The 14,967-nt window shown below is 70.9% G+C and carries 19 protein-coding genes; 11 read left to right on the forward strand and 8 right to left on the reverse strand.

The features are described 5' to 3' along the window. Nucleotides 1-36 precede the first annotated feature (36 nt). The gene (locus ACFYV1_RS16530) at nucleotides 37-1,008 is read left to right on the forward strand and encodes an ATP-binding cassette domain-containing protein (protein ID WP_389396165.1); all 972 of its coding nucleotides are present in this window, start codon (nucleotides 37-39) and stop codon (nucleotides 1,006-1,008) included. Continuing rightward, the gene (locus ACFYV1_RS16535; protein ID WP_389396166.1) at nucleotides 1,005-1,862 is read left to right on the forward strand and encodes an ABC transporter permease; all 858 of its coding nucleotides are present in this window, start codon (nucleotides 1,005-1,007) and stop codon (nucleotides 1,860-1,862) included. Before ACFYV1_RS16530 ends, ACFYV1_RS16535 begins: the two co-directional genes overlap by 4 nt. 63 nt (nucleotides 1,863-1,925) lie before the next feature. Here the strand turns inward: ACFYV1_RS16535 and ACFYV1_RS16540 are convergent, their stop codons facing one another. From ACFYV1_RS16540 to ACFYV1_RS16560, 5 genes are all read right to left on the reverse strand, one after another. Beyond that, nucleotides 1,926-2,375, reverse strand: coding sequence for a universal stress protein (locus ACFYV1_RS16540; protein ID WP_389396167.1), 450 nt, complete (start codon nucleotides 2,373-2,375; stop codon nucleotides 1,926-1,928). Nucleotides 2,376-2,421: 46 nt separating this feature from the next. After that, the gene (locus ACFYV1_RS16545) at nucleotides 2,422-3,039 is read right to left on the reverse strand and encodes an FMN reductase (protein ID WP_389396168.1); all 618 of its coding nucleotides are present in this window, start codon (nucleotides 3,037-3,039) and stop codon (nucleotides 2,422-2,424) included. Then, complete coding sequence (locus tag ACFYV1_RS16550; protein ID WP_389396169.1) at nucleotides 3,036-4,124, reverse strand: LLM class flavin-dependent oxidoreductase; 1,089 nt, start codon at nucleotides 4,122-4,124, stop codon at nucleotides 3,036-3,038. Before ACFYV1_RS16550 ends, ACFYV1_RS16545 begins: the two co-directional genes overlap by 4 nt. A gap of 108 nt (nucleotides 4,125-4,232) precedes the next feature. Next, nucleotides 4,233-5,027 carry a hypothetical protein gene (locus tag ACFYV1_RS16555; protein WP_389396170.1) on the reverse strand — a complete coding sequence of 265 codons (795 nt, stop codon included), beginning with the start codon at nucleotides 5,025-5,027 and terminating at the stop codon, nucleotides 4,233-4,235. 87 nt (nucleotides 5,028-5,114) lie between these two features. Continuing rightward, nucleotides 5,115-5,336 carry a hypothetical protein gene (locus tag ACFYV1_RS16560; protein ID WP_389396171.1) on the reverse strand — a complete coding sequence of 74 codons (222 nt, stop codon included), beginning with the start codon at nucleotides 5,334-5,336 and terminating at the stop codon, nucleotides 5,115-5,117. Between the two features lie 600 nt (nucleotides 5,337-5,936). Here ACFYV1_RS16560 and ACFYV1_RS16565 point away from each other — a divergent pair. The 4 genes from ACFYV1_RS16565 (at nucleotide 5,937) to ACFYV1_RS16580 (ending at nucleotide 9,878) form a co-directional block, all read left to right on the forward strand. Beyond that, complete coding sequence (locus ACFYV1_RS16565; RefSeq protein WP_389396172.1) at nucleotides 5,937-7,991, forward strand: FAD-dependent oxidoreductase; 2,055 nt, start codon at nucleotides 5,937-5,939, stop codon at nucleotides 7,989-7,991. Between the two features lie 175 nt (nucleotides 7,992-8,166). Next, nucleotides 8,167-9,045 carry a septum formation family protein gene (locus ACFYV1_RS16570; protein WP_389396173.1) on the forward strand — a complete coding sequence of 293 codons (879 nt, stop codon included), beginning with the start codon at nucleotides 8,167-8,169 and terminating at the stop codon, nucleotides 9,043-9,045. A gap of 56 nt (nucleotides 9,046-9,101) precedes the next feature. Continuing rightward, nucleotides 9,102-9,683, forward strand: coding sequence for a PadR family transcriptional regulator (locus ACFYV1_RS16575; RefSeq protein ID WP_389396174.1), 582 nt, complete (start codon nucleotides 9,102-9,104; stop codon nucleotides 9,681-9,683). A 12-nt stretch (nucleotides 9,684-9,695) separates the two neighbouring features. After that, nucleotides 9,696-9,878, forward strand: a complete 183-nt coding sequence (locus tag ACFYV1_RS16580) for a hypothetical protein (RefSeq protein WP_389396175.1) — start codon at nucleotides 9,696-9,698, stop codon at nucleotides 9,876-9,878. 4 nt (nucleotides 9,879-9,882) lie between these two features. On the opposite strand, the gene ACFYV1_RS16585 is transcribed toward ACFYV1_RS16580, so the two are convergent. Continuing rightward, nucleotides 9,883-10,734: an SAM-dependent methyltransferase gene (locus ACFYV1_RS16585; protein WP_389396176.1), complete on the reverse strand. Its 852-nt coding sequence runs from the start codon at nucleotides 10,732-10,734 to the stop codon at nucleotides 9,883-9,885. A 147-nt stretch (nucleotides 10,735-10,881) separates the two neighbouring features. After that, a complete protein-coding gene (locus ACFYV1_RS16590; RefSeq protein ID WP_389396177.1) occupies nucleotides 10,882-11,148 on the reverse strand; it encodes a GntR family transcriptional regulator in 267 nt (88 codons plus the stop codon). Between the two features lie 163 nt (nucleotides 11,149-11,311). Here ACFYV1_RS16590 and ACFYV1_RS16595 point away from each other — a divergent pair, with 163 nt between their 5' ends. The 4 genes from ACFYV1_RS16595 to ACFYV1_RS16610 all read left to right on the forward strand — a co-directional run bounded on the left by ACFYV1_RS16595 (nucleotide 11,312) and on the right by ACFYV1_RS16610 (nucleotide 12,615). After that, nucleotides 11,312-11,626, forward strand: a complete 315-nt coding sequence (locus ACFYV1_RS16595) for a hypothetical protein (RefSeq protein ID WP_389396178.1) — start codon at nucleotides 11,312-11,314, stop codon at nucleotides 11,624-11,626. A gap of 162 nt (nucleotides 11,627-11,788) precedes the next feature. After that, nucleotides 11,789-12,055: a type II toxin-antitoxin system RelE/ParE family toxin gene (locus ACFYV1_RS16600; RefSeq protein ID WP_389396179.1), complete on the forward strand. Its 267-nt coding sequence runs from the start codon at nucleotides 11,789-11,791 to the stop codon at nucleotides 12,053-12,055. A 6-nt stretch (nucleotides 12,056-12,061) separates the two neighbouring features. After that, nucleotides 12,062-12,403 (forward strand): XRE family transcriptional regulator, encoded by a 342-nt coding sequence (locus tag ACFYV1_RS16605; RefSeq protein WP_389396180.1) that lies wholly within the window; start codon nucleotides 12,062-12,064, stop codon nucleotides 12,401-12,403. 44 nt (nucleotides 12,404-12,447) lie between these two features. Then, entirely contained in the window at nucleotides 12,448-12,615 is a 168-nt protein-coding gene (locus ACFYV1_RS16610; RefSeq protein ID WP_389396181.1) for a hypothetical protein, read from the forward strand. 87 nt (nucleotides 12,616-12,702) lie between these two features. On the opposite strand, the gene ACFYV1_RS16615 is transcribed toward ACFYV1_RS16610, so the two are convergent. Next, a complete protein-coding gene (locus tag ACFYV1_RS16615) occupies nucleotides 12,703-13,275 on the reverse strand; it encodes a hypothetical protein (RefSeq protein WP_389396182.1) in 573 nt (190 codons plus the stop codon). A gap of 177 nt (nucleotides 13,276-13,452) precedes the next feature. On the opposite strand from ACFYV1_RS16615, the gene ACFYV1_RS16620 reads away from it, so the two are divergent. Next, nucleotides 13,453-14,922, forward strand: coding sequence for a multiprotein-bridging factor 1 family protein (locus ACFYV1_RS16620; protein WP_389396183.1), 1,470 nt, complete (start codon nucleotides 13,453-13,455; stop codon nucleotides 14,920-14,922). Nucleotides 14,923-14,967 lie beyond the last annotated feature (45 nt).

Raw genomic sequence — 14,967 nt, forward strand, 5'->3', positions numbered from 1 at the left:
GCATCGCACGGAGGCGACGGAACCCGAGGACGGACGATGAGCACAGATCTGGCAATCGAGACCACCGGACTGGTCAAGGTCTTCGGTGACAACCGCGCCGTGGACGGCGTCGACCTCCGGGTGCGGGCCGGCACGGTCTACGGCGTGCTCGGTCCGAACGGTGCGGGCAAGACGACGACGGTCCGGATGCTCGCCACCCTGCTGCGGCCCGACGGCGGCGAGGCACGCGTCTTCGGCAAGGACGTGCAGAAGGACGCCGACGCGGTGCGCAGCAGGGTCAGCCTCACCGGGCAGTACGCCTCGGTCGACGAGGACCTGACCGGCACGGAGAACCTGGTCCTGCTCGCCCGGCTGCTCGGCCACGGGAAGCGGGCCGCCCGCGAGCGCGCCGCCCAGCTGCTGGAGGCGTTCGGGCTCCGCGAGGCCGCCGACAAGCAGGTGAAGAACTACTCGGGGGGCATGCGGCGCCGTATCGACATCGCCGCCTCCATCCTCAACACCCCGGACCTGCTCTTCCTCGACGAGCCGACCACCGGACTCGACCCACGCAGCCGCAACCAGGTGTGGGACATCGTCCGGGCCGTCGTCTCGCAGGGGACGACGGTGCTGCTGACGACGCAGTACCTCGACGAGGCCGACCAGCTCGCCTCCCGTATCGCCGTGATCGACCACGGAAAGGTGATCGCGGAGGGCACGAAGGGCGAGCTGAAGGCGTCCGTCGGCTCCGGGGCCGTGCACCTGCGGCTGCGGGACGCCGGGCAGCGTCCGACGGCCGAGCGGGTGCTGGCCGAGTCGCTCGGTGCCGAGGTGCTGCTCGACGCGGACCCGCTCGCCCTCACCGCCCGGGTGGGTGGGCGGGGCACGGAGCGCGGCGCGGCGGAGCAGGCGGCGCACGCGCTGGCCGAGCTGGCCCGCCGCGGCATCACCGTGGACAACTTCGCGCTGGGGCAGCCCAGCCTGGACGAGGTCTTCCTCGCCCTGACCGACAAGAAGGGGGAGGCGGCATGAGCGCCCCGACCACCACCAAGGAACTCGGCGATCTCGAACTGCGGGCGCCGAAGGCGGAGGACCTCGCGTCACTGCTCGTCGCCACGGAGCGGCCGTCCCGGCCGAGCGCGTGGTCGGCATCGCTGACGTTCGGCTGGCGCGCCATGCTCAAGATCAAGCATGTGCCGGAGCAGCTCTTCGACGTGACGGCGTTTCCGATCATGATGGTGCTGATGTACACGTACCTCTTCGGGGGTGCGATCGCCGGCTCGGTCGACGCGTACATCCAGTTCCTGCTGCCCGGCATTCTCACGATGAGCGTCGTGATGATCACGATGTACACGGGTGTGGCCGTCAACAACGACATCTCCAAGGGCGTCTTCGACCGGTTCCGCACGCTGCCGATCTGGCGGCCCGCGCCGATGGTCGGCTATCTCCTCGGCGACGTGGTCCGCTATCTGATCGCGTCCGTCGTGATGCTGGCCGTGGGCATGCTCATCGGCTACCGCCCCGACGGCGGGCCGGTGGGGATCGCTCTCGGTGTGGTGCTGCTGATGGTCTTCTCGTTCTCGTTCTCCTGGATCTGGACGATGTTCGGCCTGCTGCTGCGCACCGAGAAGTCGGTGATGGGCGTCAGCATGATGGTCATCTTCCCGATGACGTTCCTCAGCAACGTCTTCGTCGATCCGGGCACCATGCCGGGCTGGCTCCAGGCGTTCGTCAACAACAGCCCCGTCACCCATGTGTCCACCGCTGTGCGGGAGTTGATGGCGGGCAGCTGGCCGACGGCGGACATCGCCTGGTCGCTCGGCTGGTCGGCGCTGCTGGTGGTCGTCTTCGGCTCGGTCACGATGCGGCTGTACAACCGCAAGTGACCCCTGGCGGAGGCGCGGCCGCCCGTTGATGCGCTCCGGGGGCGGGAGGCGGGGGCGGCGGCGTCAGCCGGTCGCGCTGCGCACGATCACGACGGGGCAGGGCGCGTGCTGGGACAGATGGAGCCCGACGGAGCCGAGCAGGGTCGCCTTGAAGCCGCTGTATCCCCGGTCGCCGACGACCAGCAGCGAGGCGTCCTCCGCCCGGTCCATCAGGGCCTGCGCCGCGCTGCCGATCAGTACCGTACGGGTCACGGATGCGGCCGCCTCGGCGCCGAGCGTCTGCTCCAGGGTCTCGTCGAGGACCTTGGCCGCCAGCTTCTGGGGGTCGAAGTCGGCCGGAATGGCGGCGACCATCGACGCCCAGCCGGCGGCCGGGTACTCCCAGCTGATGACGGCTTCCAGGGAGTCCCCGGTCAGCCCGGCCTGCTGTACGGCCCATCGCAGGGCCCTGATCGACGGCTCCGAGCCGTCCACGCCGACGACGATCCTGCCTGCGGCTGCCTTGTCCGCCATAACCGGCCACCTCCGTAGCTGTAGCTCGGTGCAAGCCTACGTAAAACTACGCAAACAGGTCGGCGGTCGTGGCGGTGTCGGCGTGACCCGTGTCGGTGACCCGCGAGGCCATCAGTGCCGCCAGCTCGCCGCCGGCACGGGAGATCCGGTCCGGGAGGGTGGCGGTCATCGCGTCGCCGGAGCCGCCCCAGTCCTCGGACGCCGCGTACACGGCGGTCGGCACGACGAGCGCCCGCAGATAGGCGAAGAGCGGTCGCAGCGCGTGTTCGAGCACCAGGGAGTGCCGGGCGGTCCCGCCGGTCGCCGCGATCAGCACCGGCTTGCCGGTGAGCGCGTCGGGCTCGATCAGGTCGAAGAACGACTTGAACAAGCCGCTGTACGAGGCGGTGAACACGGGCGTCACGGCTATCAGCCCGTCGGCGCCGGTCACCACGTCGATCGCGTCGGCGAGCGGCTTCGCGGGGAAGCCGGTCACCAGGTTGTTGGCGATGGCCACGGCGAGGTCGCGCAGTTCGACGACCGTCACCCGCACCTCGCGATCCGTGCCCGCGAGTTCACGGCGTACGGACTCGGTGATCCGGTCGGCCAGCAGCCGGCTGGAGGACGGGACGCCCAGCCCGGCGGAGACGACCACGAGGTTCATGGGGCCGGTTGTCGGTGTCATGACGTCTCCTTGTTGTTCCGGTCGGCGACGGCGGGGTGCTGCGGTGCGGTCTCGGGGACTTCGGCCGGTCGGAGCTTCGCGAACTCCTCGCGCAGCACCGGTACGACCTGCTCGCCGAGGATGTCGAGCTGTTCGAGGACCGTCTTCAGCGGCAGCCCCGCGTGGTCCATCAGGAACAGCTGGCGCTGGTAGTCGCCCACCGCGTCACGGAAGCCGAGCGTCCGCTCGATGACCTGCTGCGGGGAGCCGACCGTCAGCGGAGTCTGCTCGGTGAAGTCCTCCAGCGACGGCCCGTGTCCGTACACCGGTGCGTTGTCGAAGTACGGGCGGAACTCGCGTACGGCGTCCTGGGAGTTGGCGCGCATGAACACCTGCCCGCCGAGTCCGACGATGGCCTGCTCGGGGGTGCCGTGGCCGTGGTGCGCGTACCGCTGCCGGTACAGCTCGACCATCCGCTGCGTGTGGGACATCGGCCAGAAGATGTTGTTGTGGAAGAAGCCGTCACCGTAGTACGCGGCCTGCTCGGCGATCTCGGGGGACCGGATCGAGCCGTGCCAGACGAACGGCGGGACGCCGTCCAGCGGGCGCGGGGTGGCGGTGAAGCCCTGCAGCGGCGTGCGGTGCTTGCCCTCCCAGTCGACGACGTCCTCTCTCCACAGCCTGTGGAGGAGTGCGTAGTTCTCCACGGCCAGTGCGATGCCCTGGCGGATGTCCTTGCCGAACCAGGGGTAGACCGGTCCGGTGTTGCCGCGGCCCATCATCAGGTCGACGCGGCCGTCGGCGATGTGCTGGAGGTACGCGTAGTCCTCCGCGATCTTCACCGGGTCGTTGGTGGTGATCAGCGTGGTCGAGGTGGAGAGGGTGATCCGCTCGGTCAGGGCCGCGATGTGCCCGAGCAGGGTGGTCGGCGACGAGGGTACGAACGGCGGGTTGTGGTGCTCGCCGGTCGCGAACACGTCGAGGCCGACCTCCTCCGCCTTGCGGGCGATGGCGACGGTCGCCTTGATGCGCTCGTGCTCGCTCGGCGTGCGGCCGGTGGTCGGGTCCGGCGTGACGTCGCCGACCGTGAAGATGCCGAACTGCATGGCGGGCTCACCTCTCGATAGTGGTTGAAGCTTGAACTAACTATACCGCTCAACCACGACACCCCGGCCGCTATTCCGTCCGGCCGCCCGCCGCCCCCGCCCCCGCCCTCAGTCCCCGCCGACGGCCGTCGGGAAGAGCTGCCGGAAGGCGTCCGCCGATTCGGACCCCGAACGCCCGAACGGCGCGTCGAAGTCCCACACCAGGAAGAGGAGGAAGGCGATCAGCGCGCTGAACAGCCCGGCGAGCAGCAGCTCCCGGAACGAGCGGCCGATCTGCATCGTGAAGATCAGCCCGATCGTGACGACGGCCCCGCCGATCAGGCCGAACCACACGATGCCCGGCAGCGTCTCCTCCGCTCCCGCCGCACGGGCGTTGCGGGCGTCCTCCGCGGCGGCCACCTGGTCGAGCATCGGCTGGTAGGCCTGCGACTCCAGCTCGGTCCTCGGTTCGCGCTCCGCCACGTCGGTGCGCACCGCCGCCAGCAGCTCGGTCCCGCGCGGCGACAGCTCCTCGTGGTCGACCATCCGCGGCCACTCGGACTCGACAACCTCCGTGACGTACGTGTCGATGTCCGTGCGGAGCCGCTCGCGGAAGTCGGCCGGGTAGACCTGCGCGCGCTGGGTGACCTCGTGCAGCGCCTGGGCCTCCGCGCGTACGGCGTCCTGCGCCGCACCGCGGGCCTCCCAGACGCCGGCGATGGCGAGGCCGAGCACGATCGCGTAGACCACGCCGACCATCATCACCATGTACTCGAGCACGTCGGGCGTCTGCGGTGCCTCCCGGTCGTCGAGGTCCACCGCCGCCTCGGCGGGGCGCGGACGGCGCTGGCTGAGGACGGTGACGACGAGGACGACGGCGCAGGCGGCGGCCATCACGACGGCCAGGATCAGCCATTCGGACATGGGGTCTCCGGGGGTGTGGGAGGGCTGAGGTGTACGGAAGGCGCGCGGAGCGCGGATCTCGAGGAGTGCGGACCGCGGTCACGTGGTTCAGCCGCGTCCCCGCCGGCCGGCGGTGGACCGCGAACGGGGACGCAGCATGGCCGCGGCGAGCACGGCCGGGATCGTCGTCACCAGCATCAGGATCGTGAGGGGTGTCCCGGTTGCTCCGGGGCGTCCCGTCGCGGGCCGGTACGAGCGGATGGTGACGGCCTCCGCGCGGTCCGGAGGAGGCCCCGCGGCGGGCGGCGCCGGTGCGGGTGTGGTGGGCACCGCCGCGCCGCGCGACGGCGGCTCGGCCGGCCGCTCGGCCCGCGGGGCGGGCGGGGGCGGCGGCGAACCGGGGGCCGAAGGGGCCGGTGACGGGGCCGGAGGCGGCTCCGGCGCGGGAGGTGCGGGAGGCGCGGGGGGCGCGGGCGGCGTGGGCGGTGGTGACGGGTCGGGCGGCGCCGGTGGCCGTGGCGTCGGGCAGCGGCCGACGGTCACGGACAGGGTGACACCCGCCAGGCCGGGCACGGCGGCGGTCACCGCCAGGGTCGGGGGCGGCTCCGCCCCCTGCCCCCGACCGGGTGCGTGGACCGACGTCCCGACCCGTCCACGTCCCTCGGCGTCCGCCGGTAAGGAGAGGCCGAGGCCGGCCCCCTGTGTTCCGAGGATCGCCGCGATCCCCAGTGCGCTCACGTGCTGCCATCCCGCCACGGCACAAAGGTAGGGGCCCGGAAAGCGGTCGTATGACCAGGATCACCCGTATGGCTGATCAGCCCATTTGTCCGACCGCGCGGATCTGTGGCGCGAGTCATTATGCACTTTGTTGCACAAGGCTGGTCGCGGCGGCTACAACTTCAGTCGACACCCCGTGCGAGGAGGCACCCGATGACGACGAGTACGAGCACCACCGCGGCCGCGCCGACGCCGTACCCGCATCTGCTGAGCCCGCTCGACCTCGGGTTCACCACGCTGCCCAACCGGGTCCTGATGGGCTCCATGCACGTCGGTCTCGAGGAGGCGGAGCGCGGCTTCGAGCGCATGGCCGCCTTCTACGCGGAACGCGCCCGCGGCGGCGTCGGCCTCATCGTCACCGGCGGCATCTCCCCCAACGACCGCGGCCGCCCCTACGAGGGCGGCGCCATGATGACGTGCGAGGAAGAGGCGGCCCAGCACCGCCTCGTCACGGACGCCGTGCACGCCGAGGGCGGCCGGATCGCCATGCAGATCCTCCACTTCGGCCGGTACGCGTACCACCAGGACCTCGTCGCCCCCAGCGCGATCCAGGCCCCCATCAGCCCGTTCGTCCCGCACGCGCTGACCGACGCCGAGATCGAGGAGACCATCGAGGACTTCGTGCGGGCGGCCCTGCTCGCGAAGTCCGCGGGCTACGACGGCGTCGAGATCATGGGCTCCGAGGGATACTTCATCAACGAGTTCATCGCGAGTGCCACCAACCGGCGCACCGACCGCTGGGGCGGCAGCTACGAGAACCGCATCCGGCTGCCGCTGGAGATCGTCCGCCGCACCCGCGAGGCGGTCGGCGAGAACTTCATCCTCATCTACCGGCTCTCCATGCTGGACCTGGTGCCCGGCGGCTCCTCCCTCGAAGAGGTCGTCACGCTCGCCAAGGGGATCGAGGCCGCGGGCGCCACGATCATCAACACCGGCATCGGGTGGCACGAGGCACGCATCCCCACCATCGCCACGTCCGTGCCGCGCGGCGCGTACACCTGGGTGACCGGGAAACTGATGGGCGCCGTCTCGGTGCCGCTGGTGACCAGCAACCGCATCAACACCCCCGAGGTCGCCGAGCAGGTGCTCGCGGAGGGCCGCGCCGACATGGTCTCGATGGCTCGCCCGTTCCTCGCCGACCCCGAGTTCGTGGCCAAGGCACGGGCCGGCCGCGCCGACGCCATCAACACCTGCATCGGCTGCAACCAGGCATGCCTGGACCACACCTTCAGCCTGAAGATCACCTCCTGTCTGGTGAACCCGCGCGCCTGCCACGAGACCGAGCTCGTCCTCGCCCCGACCCGGCTGAAGAAGCGTGTCGCGGTCGTCGGCGCCGGACCCGCCGGGCTCGCCTGCGCGGTCTCCGCCGCCGAACGCGGCCACGACGTGACCCTCTTCGACGCCGCCGACGAGATCGGCGGCCAGCTGAACATCGCCAAGCGCGTCCCGGGCAAGGAGGAGTTCGACGAGACGCTGCGCTACTTCCGCACCCAGCTCGCGGAGCGGGGTGTCCGGGTCCGCCTCGGGACATGGGTCACCGCCGACGACGTGACGGCGGACGACTTCGACGAGGTCGTCGTCGCCACCGGCGTCACGCCGAGGACCCCCGACATCGAGGGCGTCGACCACCCGAGCGTCGTCGGCTACCTCGACGTGCTGCGCGACGGCGCGCCCGTCGGCGAGCAGGTCGCGGTCATCGGCGCGGGCGGAATCGGCTTCGACGTCGCCGAGTTCCTCACCGACGGCGGCGACAGCGCGAGCCTGGACCCGCAGACGTACTTCCGTCAGTGGGGCGTCGACATGGACTACACGGCCCCCGGCGGGCTCGCGAAGCCCGTACGCCCGGCCCCGCCGCGCGCCGTGCACCTCCTCCAGCGCAAGACCGGCAAGGTCGGCGCCGGGCTCGGCAAGACGACGGGCTGGATCCACCGCACGGAACTCAAGCACCGCGGCGTGACGATGACGGCGGGTGTCACCTACGACCGGATCGACGACGAGGGCCTGCACCTGACCGTCGACGGCACGGCCTCCGTCCTGCCCGTCGACACGGTCGTGCTCTGCACCGGCCAGGAGCCGCGGCGCGGGCTGTACGACGACCTGGTCGCGGCCGGCCGTGCCGTGCACCTCATCGGCGGCGCGGACGTGGCGGCCGAGCTGGACGCCAAGCGCGCCATCGACCAGGGCACCAGGCTGGCCGCCACCCTGTGAGCACACGCGCCCGGCACGGCCGGGGCAGCGCCGACCCGGCATGACCTCGGGCGATGACGGAAGGGCCCGTTCCGCGGGCCCTTCCGTCCTTTTCACCTCGGGCACCGGCCTGTCACACCGGTGGCATAACATGCGCACGACATTCATAAGGCTTCCGTAAGAGGATGTACGCGTCATGCCAGTCCGCACCCTGTCCCGTTCCCTGCGCGGCATACCCGCCGTCGTCGCTCTCCTCGCCGTCGGCGCGGTGGGCTGCTCGGAAGTCGTCGAGAGCGCCAAGGACGGGGCCCAGAAGGTGGCCCGTCAGCGTTCGGTGTTCTCGCTCGCCATCGGCGACTGCTACAACCCGAACACCAAGGCGCCCGAGGGCGAGGCGTTCAGCATCGAGATGGTGCCCTGCGAGGAGCCCCACGAGGGTCAGGTCGTCGGAGAGTTCAAGCTCGACGACGCGGCCGCGTTCCCCGGCGACACCGCGGTCCAGGCGTCCGCCGACGAGCGGTGCCCGGTCGAGGCCGGCAAGTTCGCCCAGGACACCTGGGCCCTCCCCGAGGGTGCCGAGCTCTTCTACTACACGCCGACCAAGGAGAGCTGGTCGACCGGTGACCGTGCGGTGACCTGCACCTACACCAAGGAGACGGGCACGCTCACCGGTTCGCTGAAGACCGGCGCCGCGAAGCCCGACCAGACCGCCTACCTCAAGGGCTCCAACGCCGTCTACGACGCGCTGTGGACCAACCAGCCCGAGGCGGAGTCCGTCGAGGAGGACCTCGAGGGCTACAAGGCGCAGGCCAAGGCGGTCTCCACCGCCCTCGAGACGCACCTCACGGGCCTCGAAGGCATCGAGGGCGCGGAAGCCGGCAAGCTGCGCGCGCAGCTCGAGAAGACCGCCGGCGAGTGGAAGAAGGCCGCGAACGCCGCCGACGTCGACGCGTTCTACGTCGCCTACGACCTGGCCTTCACCGGTCTCGACCCGAACAAGACGGTCGCGACCCGCAAGGAACTGGGCCTGGCCACCACCGTCCCGGCCGACGAGGCCGAGGTCTGGGCGAGCTGACCACCTGATGAGCGCGCGGGGCGGGTACCCGGCGGCACGCGTCCTACGATGCGGCCATGTCCCTGCCCCACGCGATCCTCACGGCCCTGCTCGAAAAGCCCTCCTCCGGCCTGGAGCTGACCCGCCGCTTCGACAGGTCGATCGGCTACTTCTGGTCGGCGACGCACCAGCAGATCTACCGGGAGCTGGGCAAGCTCGAGCAGGCCGGGCACATCCGGGCTCTGCCGTCCGAGCAGCCGACCCGCGGGCAGAAGAAGGACTACGAGGTACTGCCCGCGGGCCGCGAGGAACTGGCGGCCTGGGTCGCCCGCCCCGAGAACCCCAAGCAGGTCCGTGACCCACTGCTGCTGCGCCTGCGCGCGGCGGCGGTGGTGGGCGGAGCGGGCATGGAGGAGGAGCTCGTACGCCATCTGGAGTTGCACCGCGCCCAGTTGGCCGACTACCTGGCGTTCGAGAAGCGGGACTTCCCGCCGGAGCGGCGGGTGAGCAGGCAGGACAGGCTGCGCCATGTGGTGCTGCGGGGCGGCATCGAGCTGGAGCGGTTCTGGACGAAGTGGCTGACGGACACCCTGGCCGAGCTCCAGGACCCGGATGCCACCGGAGGGCCCGCCCCGGATGCGCGATCTGACGGCCCGTGAGATCGTCGCCGCGTGACCGACTCCCTGATCGCGGTCTTCTGCGCGGCCGCTCTCACCCTGTTGCTGAAATCCGCCATGGGCTTCGCCCGGGACGGCGGCACCGACCCGTCCGCGGAGGCCCGCTCCGTGGCACTGGCCCTGTACGGCTGCGGGATCGCCGTGCTGACGCTCGGCCTGTTCATCACGCTGACCTGAGGGTCTACGGCCTGCGCAGGATCCCGCCGTACTCGTAGATGCCCTTGCCGTGCTCGGTGGCCCCGAGGTACGGCGCCAATGACGAGTGCACCGGCGCGAGCGGCGGCTGGTCCGGGTCGGGACGCCAGTCGGCCAGATCGACCATTCCCGGCTCCACCGGCACCAGACCCTCCACCAGCGCGTCCACCTCCGCCGGGGTGCGGGTCTGCCACGGGATGCCACCCGACGAGATGTGGGCGGTCATCTCCGCGCCACGAGCGGGATCGTCGGCGACGACGTGCGAGAAACCCACATGACTCCCCGGCGCCGCCCGGTCGATGACCGTGCGCAGGATCCCCCTCGGGTCGTCGGCGTCGACGAGGTGGTGGCCGACGGACAGGAACAGCACCGCGACCGGCTCGTCGAAGTCGATCAGCCGGCGCACGTCGGGGTGGTCGATCACCGACTGCTGGTCCCGCATGTCCGCCGTGATGACGGTGGTGGTCTGGCTGTCTCCGAGCAGCGCCCGGCCGTGGGCGAGCACGATCGGGTCGATGTCCACGTACGCGACGCGGGCGTCGGGCGCGAAGCGCTGCGCCACCTGGTGGACGTTGTTGTCGGTGGGCAGCCCGCAGCCCATGTCCAGGAACTGCCGGATCCCGGCCTCCTGCGTCAGGTGGCGGACCGCCCGGAAGAGGAACTGCCTGTTCTGGCGGGCGATGTCGACGCACTCGGGGAAGGCCGGCAGCGTGGACAGTACGAAGGCCCGGTCGACCTCGTAGTTGTCCTTGCCGCCCAGCATCCAGCCGTACCCCCGGGCGGAAGTCGGCACGTCGAACGGTATGGAGACCTGTCCGGACCGGTTCTCGTCGATCACAGCGCGTTCCCCGCCTCTGCCGAGCTGTCGGTGTGCCTGGCCACGTCCCGGCGACCCTACTGCGCCGGGCCGAACGGCCGACCGTATCCGGCCGGCCGTCCCCGCCGGACGGATCGACCGCCGGAATCGTCGTCCGGCGCGTTCGCACTACTCGGTGCGGGTGCCGTCCTCGGCCGGCTCTGCGGGCGGCTGCGCGGTGACGAACGAGCCCATGCCGGGGGTCGTCGTGATCAACCCTTCTTCCCTGAGGGCTGCTGTCGCCTTCCTGACGGTCATGCGTGCGACTCCGTATTCCTGCTCCAACTGCACCTCGGAGATCAGGTGTCGCGGCGGGTACTCGCCGGCTGCGATCCGCTGTCGGATGACGTCGGCGATCTGTACCCACTTGGGCTGAGTGGGGTCGAAATCGATCACGCGAGGACTGTACGTAGTAGCGGACCTCCGAACATAGATACGTACAGCAATAGGTAGCCATAGACAGGTATATAAATGTCCGCTAATGTGCAAACGCCGAAGACCCCGGCGAGGTGATCAGACCTCCCGGGGCGTGGTCAACGCTTTCCGAAGGAGCGCCGACATGTGTGACCTTATCCAGGCCCTGGTTCTGTGGGCGAAGTGGATGTTCGCGCCGCCTGGGACGGGGCGGCATCGGTTCCGCCCGGGCGGTCCGGTGCCGCCCCGTCCGGTACGGAGGGACGAGACTCCGTGGCGGCTGCCCGCGACGCGGTCGCCGTACGGGATCGAGGGGGCGCTGGACGGGGGTGGGACCGTGATGGTGCGGCCGTACGTCGTGGCGGACGAGCGGCGTCAGCGGCGGCTCGCGCTGGTGCTGGCTGCGGACTTCGGGGTCGATCTCGACGTGCACCTCGTCGGCGCGCGAGGGGCGGCGTGATGAGTGTCGGCGGAGGTGGGGGTCGGCCGGTGCGGATGTGTGTCCGCTGCGACCGCGTGACCAGCACGCCGGTGCTCGTTTCCGAAGTGCATGCCGCTTCGGGGCCCGGGTTCAACGTGTACGCCTGCGCCGAGTGCGCTCCGTCGTTCCCCGGGCCGCCGGATGTGTTCGATCTTCTGGAGGACGGCCGGCGCGGGTGCGGGCAGCTTGGTCGACCGTATCTCTGGATCGAGCATTTCGAACCTGAAGGAGTTACGGACCGGTTCGTCCGGGGGGAGTGAGGTGCGAGTTCTGTTCGTGTTCGACCCGTTGCGGAATGCGGTCATCCTGGTGGGCGGGGACAAGGCGGGTAACTGGTCCGGGTGGTACCGAACGGCTATCAAGGAAGCAGAAGTCGCCTACAAGGCGTATCGCGACGAGCGGGAGTGAGGGGTCATGGGTCCAACCAAGCCGAAGGCGGTGGGTGCTGTCGACTGGGATGACATCAAGGACGAGTTCCACTTCTCTCCCGCTGAAGCCGCGGAGGTTGAGCAGCGCACCGCTGTCTTGCTGGCGGAAGTGCGTGCCCACCGCCTCGCTGAGGTCCGTAAACGTCAGAAGATGACGCAGGCGGCGGTGGCCAAGACGCTGGGCGTGACGCAGGGGCGAATCTCGGCCATAGAGAAGGGTGCGATCAACCGGTCGGAGGTTGAAACTCTCGCTGCGTACGTTGCGGCACTGGGCGGACAGCTCAAGCTCGTGGCCGACTTCGGCGATGAATCGTTGGTCCTGGGCTGAGGGTCTGAAGGAAGGCCGGTGCGGGCAGGGCACTGCCTCACGCCATGCTGGGGATCGTCAGTGGCCGACGCCGTATGGGGAAGACCTATCTGCTGCGCGAGCCCCTGAGGCAGGAGGCGGTGCGCAGGGGCGACGTACTGCTCGTCGGTTTCGACGAGCAGTACGGCAGCTCGCCGCGAGCGGGGCAGGGCACGGGGGCGAAGGATGCCTGACGGCGGTGCGGTCTCGCCGGTGGTTCGGGCGCCGGGTGGCACGCGCCGGCCCGTCCGTCGGGCGGCTGGGCGTACGGCACGGCGGGATCAGTCGGTGATGTACCAGTCGTGCTTGAGGTATTCGAGGGTGTAACTGCCGAGGTCGCTCTCGGAGAAGGTGGCGGCGGGCCTGACCGCCTCGACCGGCATCTCGATCCTGTCGGGCGTGCGCACGACGACGCCCAGCGGGTCGACCGTGGCGGTTTGCAGGGTCTTCTTCTGCGCGGGCGAGATCATCCGGAACACGGTGGCGTACGTGGACGTGCACGGGCCGAATCCCTGGTCCTGTGCCTTCTTCGCGGCGGGCCCCGCCACTTCGCAGACCGCGCCGATGTCCTCACGGCCCAGGGCGTGGAGGTACAACTCGTACCGCTGGATCGCCCGTTCCTTCGTCCTGGGCGCGGGCCGGCCGCCGGACGGCTCGGCCGACGGCTTCCCGGTCGTGGCGGACGCGGACGGCTCGGCCGACGGCTCCGCGGACCGCGAGGACGCTGGGGACGCGGAGGACTGCGAGGGCTTCGCGTCCCCAGCGTCCTCCTTCGTCCCGTCCGGACCGCACGCGCACCCCAGCAGCACCACACAGGCCGATACCGCCACGCTCAACGTCGTCCGCGCTCTCATGCGGTCCCCTCACCATCGGCCGGCAACACATCAACGGGTCACGCAGGTTCGTGGTGAACGGTTCCCGAACCGGCCGGCCGCGCCGGTCATGTCGCAGAACGGCTCCCCGCGGCGTGCCGCAGCGCCTACCATCTCTGCCCAGCCACGACGGCACGACGGACTCGACAGGGGGCGGCCATGCACGTCGACGACGGCAGAGGCGCAAGTCCCGAGGCCGAGAGTTCCAGGGGACCCGCGACGCCACCGTGGGCCGAGTTCGGGGAGCAGCTGAAGCACCACCGCCGCCGGGCGGGTCTCACCCAGCAGCAGCTCGGTCAGCGTGTCGGCTACCACCACAGCCTGATCAGCAAGTGGGAGAGCGGCACCCGTGAACCGGCCGGCGGGGCGGTGGAGAGTCTGGAGCGGGTCCTCGGCGCGGACGGCGCGCTGTCGCCGCTCGTCGCGCCGTCCCCCCGCCGGGAAGGGCCGCCGCACACGCCACTGGGCATCGGCTTCTTCGCACCGCTGCCGGGTGGCGACGGGCGGCGGCTGCCCGTGCCGGCGCAGGCGGCCGACGTCTGGCCGAGCCTCCTCGCGACCGGTGTGTGCCCGCTGCACCCCGACAGCGCATCCTGTGCCGTACCGGCCCTCGGCGATCTGACGCCGCTGCCCGGCCGGATGCGGGCGGCGCGCCTGGCAGCCGTGCCGGCCGCGGCGGAGCCCGAGGTCGTGCACGCCGTCCTCGCACTGCTCGACGGCTGCGAGCGCATCGCACTGCACTCGACATCGACCACTGTGGTCGGCACGGTCGAGCACGTTCTGCGCGGGATGGTCACCTGGGCAGAGGCGGTCAACTCGGCCGGCCGGCCCCCGCTCGTGCTGCTCCGGATCGCCGCCCGCTACGCCCAGCTCGCCGGGCGGCTGCGGATGCAGCGGGGGCAGGGGGCGCTCGCGATGGCATGGGTCTGCCACGGGCTGCGCTGGGCGGAGGCGTGCGGCGACCTGACCGTACGGGCGACGCTGATGACCGACCTGTGCACGCTGGCGCGGCTGGACGGCGACGGAGCCTCGTCGCTCGCCTACGCACAGGCCCTGGCCGCGCTCGACGGGCGGCGGGGCTGGATCGCGACGCTGTCGCACATGTACCAGGCCCGTGGCTACGCGGCGATCGGTGAGGGGGCGGAGAGCAGACGGCAGGTCGCGCTCAGCCGCTGGGGGCTGGACCGGCTGGACGGACGCGACGTGGAGGAGGCTCCCTGGCTGGCGGCCGGTCAGGGCCAGTTGCGGGTCGAGTCGACCGTGGCCGGGGGAATGCGGGATCTGGCGGTGGTCACGGGAGACCGGGCCACCGCGCGCAGCGCGGCCGATTCCACCGTACGGGCGCTCGAGCAGGTCCCGGACGGGATGCTGCCGACGCGGCTGCTGCTGACCCTGCGACTCGCGGACTGCCATGCCTGCGCGGGCGAGTTGGACGCGGCGCTGGAGTCGGCGGTGCCGGTCGTGGAGCAGGCGGTACGGGCAGGCCGCCGGACCATCTCGCACGAGTTGGACGGGTTGCGGGACCGCTTGTCCGGCACCTGGGGCGAGGTGCGCGAGGTGCGCGAGTTCCGGGAGCGGATGAGGGCGGCGTCCGAGTGGTCCGAGATCCGGAGTGCGCCGACCGCATAGCGGTCAGCGTTTGCCGCAATTTGACAGGAGCCCGCCCCGTGGCCG

The organism is Streptomyces sp. NPDC003023 (genome assembly GCF_042888225.1).
GTDB lineage: Bacteria > Actinomycetota > Actinomycetes > Streptomycetales > Streptomycetaceae > Streptomyces.

Excerpts from the sequence above, each read along its gene's own strand:
- ACFYV1_RS16620 (WP_389396183.1), top strand. The coding sequence starts at position 13,453 with ATGCACGTCGACGACGGCAGAGGCGCAAGTCCCGAGGCCGAGAGTTCC.
- ACFYV1_RS16550 (WP_389396169.1), bottom strand. The coding sequence starts at position 4,124 with ATGCAGTTCGGCATCTTCACGGTCGGCGACGTCACGCCGGACCCGACC.
- ACFYV1_RS16615 (WP_389396182.1), bottom strand. The coding sequence starts at position 13,275 with ATGAGAGCGCGGACGACGTTGAGCGTGGCGGTATCGGCCTGTGTGGTG.
- ACFYV1_RS16555 (WP_389396170.1), bottom strand. The coding sequence starts at position 5,027 with ATGTCCGAATGGCTGATCCTGGCCGTCGTGATGGCCGCCGCCTGCGCC.
- ACFYV1_RS16595 (WP_389396178.1), top strand. The coding sequence starts at position 11,312 with ATGTGTGACCTTATCCAGGCCCTGGTTCTGTGGGCGAAGTGGATGTTC.
- ACFYV1_RS16545 (WP_389396168.1), bottom strand. The coding sequence starts at position 3,039 with ATGACACCGACAACCGGCCCCATGAACCTCGTGGTCGTCTCCGCCGGG.
- ACFYV1_RS16540 (WP_389396167.1), bottom strand. The coding sequence starts at position 2,375 with ATGGCGGACAAGGCAGCCGCAGGCAGGATCGTCGTCGGCGTGGACGGC.
- ACFYV1_RS16610 (WP_389396181.1), top strand. The coding sequence starts at position 12,448 with ATGCTGGGGATCGTCAGTGGCCGACGCCGTATGGGGAAGACCTATCTG.
- ACFYV1_RS16565 (WP_389396172.1), top strand. The coding sequence starts at position 5,937 with ATGACGACGAGTACGAGCACCACCGCGGCCGCGCCGACGCCGTACCCG.
- ACFYV1_RS16535 (WP_389396166.1), top strand. The coding sequence starts at position 1,005 with ATGAGCGCCCCGACCACCACCAAGGAACTCGGCGATCTCGAACTGCGG.
- ACFYV1_RS16570 (WP_389396173.1), top strand. The coding sequence starts at position 8,167 with ATGCCAGTCCGCACCCTGTCCCGTTCCCTGCGCGGCATACCCGCCGTC.
- ACFYV1_RS16600 (WP_389396179.1), top strand. The coding sequence starts at position 11,789 with ATGTGTTCGATCTTCTGGAGGACGGCCGGCGCGGGTGCGGGCAGCTTG.
- ACFYV1_RS16530 (WP_389396165.1), top strand. The coding sequence starts at position 37 with ATGAGCACAGATCTGGCAATCGAGACCACCGGACTGGTCAAGGTCTTC.
- ACFYV1_RS16575 (WP_389396174.1), top strand. The coding sequence starts at position 9,102 with ATGTCCCTGCCCCACGCGATCCTCACGGCCCTGCTCGAAAAGCCCTCC.
- ACFYV1_RS16605 (WP_389396180.1), top strand. The coding sequence starts at position 12,062 with ATGGGTCCAACCAAGCCGAAGGCGGTGGGTGCTGTCGACTGGGATGAC.